We start from the raw sequence: 6,369 nt of genomic DNA on the forward strand, positions 1-6,369 counted from the left end.
ACCGACCGCACGTCCGCCACCATCCCCTGACGGAGAGTGAGACAAAACCTATGGACCGCGGACGGGAGCGGTCTCCCCTTACGCAGTCTCAACGCCCATTAGAGCGGCGAGCGACACCGGAAGCCGGTTGATGTCTGCAGGTCCTGATGAAACTGCGCGTCGAAGCGCGTCGTACGGGCTTACGCCTTCAGAGTCGGGGCGCATGAGTGCGTCGCGTCGCTCTGACGGAGAATTGCCCGGCATGGATGCAACGACCGTCGATACTTTGGAAAGCCATTCATGATTGTGCGCATTCATCGTGTCGCCCGCGGCCCAATGATGGACCGCACGACGCGAGACGCCGAAGAGACGAGCGATCTGATCCCACGTAAGTCCGGAGACATCTCGCAGGCTGCGCAGCATCTCGGCCGATCCGGCCTGTGCAGAGACTTCTTGTCGCCTCGGCTCGAGGCTAATGAACACGGATGTTCGCTGCGCATGTCCCACAATGGGCGCGGATTTCGGAAGCGCAGCAGCGCCCGTGGTCGTTGCGCTGACAAGCCCGAAAACAATGAGGCCAGCGGCAATCGTTCCCTTTGAATTCATAGGGTCGTTGAGAACCACGCCGTTAGTAGTCGGAGACGCAAGGCTCACTTCGTGCTACCCCCAAATCGCTGAAGGAACGGGTTGTCGACCGCCCACCTGAAGAAACCGTATCCCAGCGAGGACAGCTCACGTGTGTTGGCGATCAGTTCAGAAGGGTTGAATGGTTGTTTCCGCTCTGAAAAGGCATCAAGGTCAAGCATCCAACTGTTTGTGTTAACACCCTCGATCGTCGGATCGATGCTCGCACCGGGCGGCAGGATCGCCCACTTTGCGAGAAGGTTCCCTTTGGACGTTGCATAGAGCGTCTCTGACAGCGTGTGCTGCACTCGAACATCATCGAGTCCTGGAAGATTCTTGCCTCCGAGCAAAAGCGGGTTGATCTCATTAGACAACTCGTCCATGTCTCCCGGTTCATGCACGCGGTTGACGTAGCGGTAACCCGTCCGAATCACGCGAGGAATCGACGTCACCTCTGCGATTGCCGTCAGCAAATCGAGGAACCGTGCACAAAAGTCGTCCCGAGACGTGTAGGCAGTAGTCTCAAGGGTCGCAAAAGTGGACGCAAAGTAGAACCGCCACGTCTCCTCGACCGACGAAAAGCGGTAGACGGTGCCGATCTCGGATTGTGAAACACACTGAGGTGTGATGTTGAACTGGGTCTCCTTATTGACCCCTTTGATCGGGTAGGCGTGGGCAACGCGCTGTTCCAGTTCCTGCACGACCTCGTCGAATCGTGCGTTGCTGAATTGCGTAAGTTCGTCCCAGCGAACCTGGGCGAGAACCCGGATGAGGGGTGCCGACTCGAGATGTACCTCGTCCCATTCGCCGGGCTGAAAGGGTCCAAGCTCAACGGTGCTGCTCATGCTTCACACCCTACTTCACACAGCTAAGAAACGTCTGTACCCAGTTTTGCGTCCTCGAGATTGTTACGAGATAGCGCGAATGACGCATCTCGCCCTCGCCCAAGCCCTCAATGGCTCAGTTCGTCGTGAGATTACTGAGGGACGCGAATGACCGAGCCCAGTGGTCTGGAGGACACTGGCTAAGTGAGTATCGACGAGCCAATTCCGATCCCTACGGGAGTGTCGACGGAGCAAGCGATTGAACTTTGTCGGCGCTGGATGATCCATCTCGGCGCCGGCGACGCAGTCGCGACTTCGGGGGAAGTGCGGCAGACGTGTGACCTATACAGCCGTCGATTCCTCGCGTGGGTCGACAACCGTCGCGGGAACCTCGAGCCCGATCTCGTCGATCGAGCTGCACGCGTATCCGGTGTCGATGGACGGCAGGCGTTGGTTTTCGTCCGGGGAGGCGTACTTCCCGAAGCCCAGCGGCGAGCCGACGTCCTCGGCGTTGCGCTGTTTTGCTACATCGCTGTCGACGGTTCGCTTGAAGGTGCGAACTCATTAGGCTTTCGACTCCGCGCGAGCGGCCTAGGTTGATGGGAGTCGATCGTTGCTAGCGTCGAGTCATCAACGTCGAGTCATCAACGTCGAGTCATCAGCGTCGGGTTGACCGGTTGAGGCGAGGTCGCCGCAGGGCCGGTTGCCGCCAAGTCTGAGGTTGCCGCACGTCGAAGCTCCTGACGCGCTGCTGCCCGCGACTTTTCGAGCGTCTCTTCGATGGGTTGCCGATGCATCATTTCGACAAGCTCCGCACGCGCCGCTGATGGTGTCGAGGAGATAACGATCACGTCGTTGCGGAGACGTCCTCGTGTGAGACCCACGTAGAGGCCGGCCGCGTCGACTCCGGGACCAACGAGTGACCTGTCGGTGGTGTCTCCCTGAACGCCGTACACGGTTGACGCATAGCCCAAATGCACGTGGTCTGCCGCATATGACGTGGTGACCCTCCGGATGTCTGACGAATCTCCCATGGCAGCTAAGACGACATGATTATCCGTAACCTTCTGCACCGTCCACGATTGGCGGTTGTCGACGCCTGTCGTCGAATCGTTGCGCCGTGTCTGGACGACGTCACCAATTCCGATCACCTGTCCTGTTTGACCGATGAAGTGTCGGCTCGTCGAAACCTGGCCGGCTGCCAGTCGACGGGCCTGGATCGCCTCGCTGATGGTTTGCGAGTCGGCATGAGTCGCCGTGACAAGCGCGATGGTTTCGCCTTGCCTCCTAGCCTGGAACCACGCGTCAACCATCGCAGCATTCGCATCACCATCACTATTAGTGAGGACGACATGTCCTGTGCCGATCAACTCATCGGCAATCTCGTGCATGTCCTCCGCGCTGTCAGGGTCGCGAAGCCTCAGGCTGAGCTGCGCCCAAGCCGGATCGCTAAAGCGATGAATCGTGGTGAGCTCGACGCGGCGCGACGCACGCCGCCAGAACAGCGCCATCGCGCCAGAATGTCCCACCGGGAGGGCTTGGCGCTGATCACCAACCATCGCGACCGATGCTCCAGCCCGCGCGATTACGTCGAGTAGTGCGTTGGCAGCTTCGAGCTCGAGCATTCCTGCCTCGTCGACAACCACCCGATCTCCAGGACGAATCACGTTGTTGGGGCCGAGATAGGTGATTCCTGAATCCCCGTCCACGTCACCTGGATTGAGCTTGGTCCACTCAGCGCCGCCAGCGGCATTCGTCTTCCAGCGCCACCCGTAGTCGAATAGCAGCTGGTGAAGCGAGGATGAGGCGCTGCTAGCCTCCCTGCCCGCGACCGATGAAGCCTTCTTTGTCGGCGCGACAATGATCATGTTGCGCCCGCTCTGCCGTAGCGCGGCGCTCGCAACCTTGAGCATGGTGGTCTTTCCGGCGCCAGCCGCACCGCTTATGCAAACAATTCCCGCGGTTCCCGCGAGTGATGCAGCGCCGGCGAGTTGCTCGCCGTTGAGCTCTCGCTTCGGTTCCACGCGAGACGCGATCGCGCGAATCTGGTTCCGCGCCCGGTCTTCTCCATCGTACGAGAGCGGTTCGATCCTAAGGGCGACTGTGGCCTTCAGCGCTGCAGTCGCCGTTGCCATCCGGTGTTTGACGTGACGTGGAATCTCCGCGGTGTCCAACAGAGTGACGGTGTGTGATTCCGTAGCGAGACTGAAGATCTTGTCGATGAACGGCTCAAGTTCCGACCTTTCGGCTTGAACCCGTGTTCCAGCTAGGGCACGGATCGCTCCGGCACGGACATCCATGTCGCTAAATCGCGCGCCCGTCCCAACCGATCGTGCGTCGGCATCGACTATCGCTTTCGCCGCCAGAAGCTCGATGTCTAGATCCTCGAGCCTGACCGATTGGGTTGCGGTTTCACTTCTCGGCAGCCAAAGTTCCGGGTCAGCACGCACGAGCTCGGCAATGACTATTGCCGACCAATCGGACTCGTCGAGCTGCCCTGGCTTGTTGGGCCGCCCAGTTGCCCATGCCCATTGATCGATCTGCGTCAGTACGGCCGGTGAGGGCTCCTGGCCGGGGTGCTGCTCTCTCCACTGGCGTAGGTGCGCGGTCTTGTTTGCTTCGATCTGCACGGAGCGTTTAGACAGAGGCCGCACCAAATGCTGCAGCTGCTCGATCTCCCCGTCCGCATTCAGTGTGAAGCCCTTAGCGGCGAGCCTCGCGATCCAGGTCGGGTCAGTCCGCGACGCAAGGTCCCCCTCCGCATTAATGACGTTCTGGAATCTCAGCGCGACCCGGGTGTCGACGTTCGACCATTTCGCATCGAGCCCTTGGACCTTGACGTTCAGCCACAGGTGGCGGTGCTTATGGGGATCCAGCGAACGCGACCGCTCGTGCCGCAACTCGACGACCTCGATGCGGGCGAGGTCCTCCCGGATGGCGCCCTGCTTCCCGCGTCGGGCGTTGAGCTCGGTCTGCCACAGTTTGAGGATCCGATCCCGCAATCGGTCCTGCAGATCCTCGTACGCGGCCGCCAACTCCGGATCCAACATCGCCGCGATCGAGAACGACTTCGGTGCGTTAATCGTCGCATCCAGAATCAGATCCGCGACCGGAGACTCCAAATCCCGGCCCCTCCGCTCACCGGTTAACGGGTCGACACCGTCGACCCAATCCTTCAACTGGGATCGAGTAAGGAGGTCGTCCCGGATGGCACCGTTCTCGACGATGTACCGGGTCATCACCGCGTCCGCGTACCCGGCCGCGGCCAACGCGCCGTCGGCGGTCTTGGCGGTCATGGTCGCGTCGCAGACCCCACCGAAGGCGTATCGCACCGCCTGCTTGACCCCTTGGGCCGCCTGCCCGCGCTTCCAACGCGCCACTCCACCTCTCACACTTAGAACTTCCGGTTGCGCGCGTATCTTGGCGCGCACGGAGCGCGCACACTCGAAGTGTCTTGTCTCAGGACATCGGAAGCGGAAGTGTCTCAGGACATCGGAAGCGGTTGGTGTCTCATGACATCGGTGACACTTCGTCGGGTCGCGGGTTGGGGCGGCGGCCGCGGGGTCGGCCGTTGCTGACGTATTTGACGCCGGGTGAGGGCCAGGGTTGTTCGATGATGAGGGTGCCGTCGAGGTCGAAGAACATGATCGTGGGGCCGGTGTCGAGGATGGCGATGCGTTTCTTGCTGTAGTCGCGGCTGATGCCGAAGCGGATGCCGTGGAACTCGACGCTGCCGCCCCGGTCGACGAGTTTGACGCGGATGCCCTCGTCGCGGCGGCCGAGGCGGGAGTCGTGTGCGGGTGGCCGTGGTGATTCGGCTTTCGGGGTGGCCTGCCAAGCCTGGTGCGGGGTGATCCGTCCGGGGAGGGCTTGGTGGGGTCGTTGGGTGTTGTAGATGATGTCGAACGCATCGACCTGCTCCTGCAGCTGGGCGAGCGTGGCGGCGATGGGTTGCTTGTCGAGGTAGCGGAACAGGGTCTGGTGGAAGCGCTCGTTCTTGCCCTGGGTGGTCGGTTTGAAGGGTTTGCCGGTGATCGCCTCGACGCCGTAGGAGGCGAGATAAGTGGTCAGTTGGCCGGCGAACCCGCGCCGGGAGGGGTTGAGGGCCATGCCGTTGTCCGAGAGCAGGCGTTGGGGGACACCGTGGATGCGGATGGCTTTGGCGACGACGGTGATGGCGTCTTGGGAGCTCTCGGTCCGGGCGACGTGGGAGGCGACGGCGAGGCGGGAGTGGTCGTCGATGAGCTGGAAGATGACGCACTTGCGTCCCTCGGTGAGGACGTATTCGGTGGCGTCGATCTGCCAGCACGCGTTCGGTGCCGGATAGACGAACCGGCGGTAGGAAGCCCGGGGCCGCTTCCTGGGTTCGAGGCGGGCGACGCCGGCTTCGCGGAAGATCCGGGCCAGGGACGACACCGCCGGAACCGGGGTGATCCGCAAGAGCTGCATTCGGTCGTGGACGCTGATCGGACCGTGGTCCAGGCCGGACTGTTCTAGCGCCGCCCGGACCTGGATGGCCTGCCGTTTGATCTCCTCAGTGATCTTCCCAGGGCTGGCTCGAGGGCGCCTCGACCGGGGTTCCAGTGCTGCGGCCGGCCCGTCCTCGATGGCCCGTTTCCGGATTGCGTAGAAGGTCTTTCGGGAGATGCCGTGCTCGGCGCAGAACGTGGTCACCGAGCCGCGCGGAGCATCCGGCGGCCACTGGGTGATCGCGAGACGGACACGGGGATCAACGGGTTCGACACGGCTCATTCCTCAAAGATCGAGGAGAAGTGTCACCACCAAACAGCGCCGAAGTGTCACCGATGTCCTGAGGCAGATTCGTCACCCATGTCCTGAGACATAACAGCGCGCACACTCGAAGTGTCTTGTCTCAGGACATCGGAAGCGGAAGTGTCTCAGGACATCGGAAGCGGTTGGTGTCTCATGACATCGGTGACAC

At 61.7% G+C, this 6,369-nt stretch carries 3 protein-coding genes and 1 pseudogene; all 4 read right to left on the reverse strand.

Going from position 1 to position 6,369, the window contains the following annotated elements:
* Positions 1 to 78: 78 nt before the first annotated feature.
* The 4 genes and pseudogenes from ABCS02_RS34480 to ABCS02_RS34495 all read right to left on the reverse strand — a co-directional run bounded on the left by ABCS02_RS34480 (position 79) and on the right by ABCS02_RS34495 (position 6,101).
* Positions 79 to 603, reverse strand: coding sequence for a helix-turn-helix domain-containing protein (locus ABCS02_RS34480; RefSeq protein WP_345840241.1), 525 nt, complete (start codon positions 601 to 603; stop codon positions 79 to 81).
* A gap of 26 nt (positions 604 to 629) precedes the next feature.
* A complete protein-coding gene (locus ABCS02_RS34485; RefSeq protein ID WP_345840242.1) occupies positions 630 to 1,448 on the reverse strand; it encodes a TIGR04255 family protein in 819 nt (272 codons plus the stop codon).
* Between the two features lie 623 nt (positions 1,449 to 2,071).
* Entirely contained in the window at positions 2,072 to 4,723 is a 2,652-nt protein-coding gene (locus ABCS02_RS34490; RefSeq protein WP_345840243.1) for an AAA family ATPase, read from the reverse strand.
* Between the two features lie 188 nt (positions 4,724 to 4,911).
* Positions 4,912 to 6,101: pseudogene (locus ABCS02_RS34495) on the reverse strand (DDE-type integrase/transposase/recombinase).
* Positions 6,102 to 6,369 lie beyond the last annotated feature (268 nt).

Source organism: Microbacterium sp. X-17, from assembly GCF_039615055.1.

Excerpts from the sequence above, each read along its gene's own strand:
- ABCS02_RS34490 (WP_345840243.1), bottom strand. The coding sequence starts at position 4,723 with ATGACCGCCAAGACCGCCGACGGCGCGTTGGCCGCGGCCGGGTACGCG.
- ABCS02_RS34485 (WP_345840242.1), bottom strand. The coding sequence starts at position 1,448 with ATGAGCAGCACCGTTGAGCTTGGACCCTTTCAGCCCGGCGAATGGGAC.